Source organism: Aquirufa beregesia (assembly GCF_011090385.1).
In the GTDB taxonomy this organism is placed as follows: Bacteria; Bacteroidota; Bacteroidia; order Cytophagales; family Spirosomataceae; genus Aquirufa; species Aquirufa beregesia.
Genome location: NZ_SEWW01000064.1, coordinates 1 through 255, shown reverse-complemented (window position 1 = coordinate 255; position 255 = coordinate 1). Strand labels below are relative to the sequence as shown.

The 255-nt window shown below is 45.1% G+C and carries 1 protein-coding gene; it reads right to left on the bottom strand.

Going from position 1 to position 255, the window contains the following annotated elements; translation table 11 throughout:
• Nucleotides 1-255, bottom strand: a 255-nt coding sequence (locus EWU23_RS13915) for a hypothetical protein (RefSeq protein ID WP_205753202.1), incomplete at both ends; no start/stop codon positions are given.

Sequence of the window (255 nt, the reverse complement as noted above, 5' to 3'; positions counted from 1 at the left end):
AGTGATTGGCTACTCCTGAATTTATTTGTACCGTTCCACTGGTTACCGCTGTTCCACTTTGTGGGGTGAAAGTAAAGGTTCCTGTTCCTACTGTTCCTGTGAAAATCAATTGGCTCGTCAAATTCGCTACGCCGGCTGTAAAGTCACCGGCACTACTTAGTTTATTCGTGCCTGATAATCCCGTGATGGCTCCTGTTAAGGTTGTTGTTACTGTCACATTATTCGCACTCGCATCAAAGCTAGCTACCGTATTTC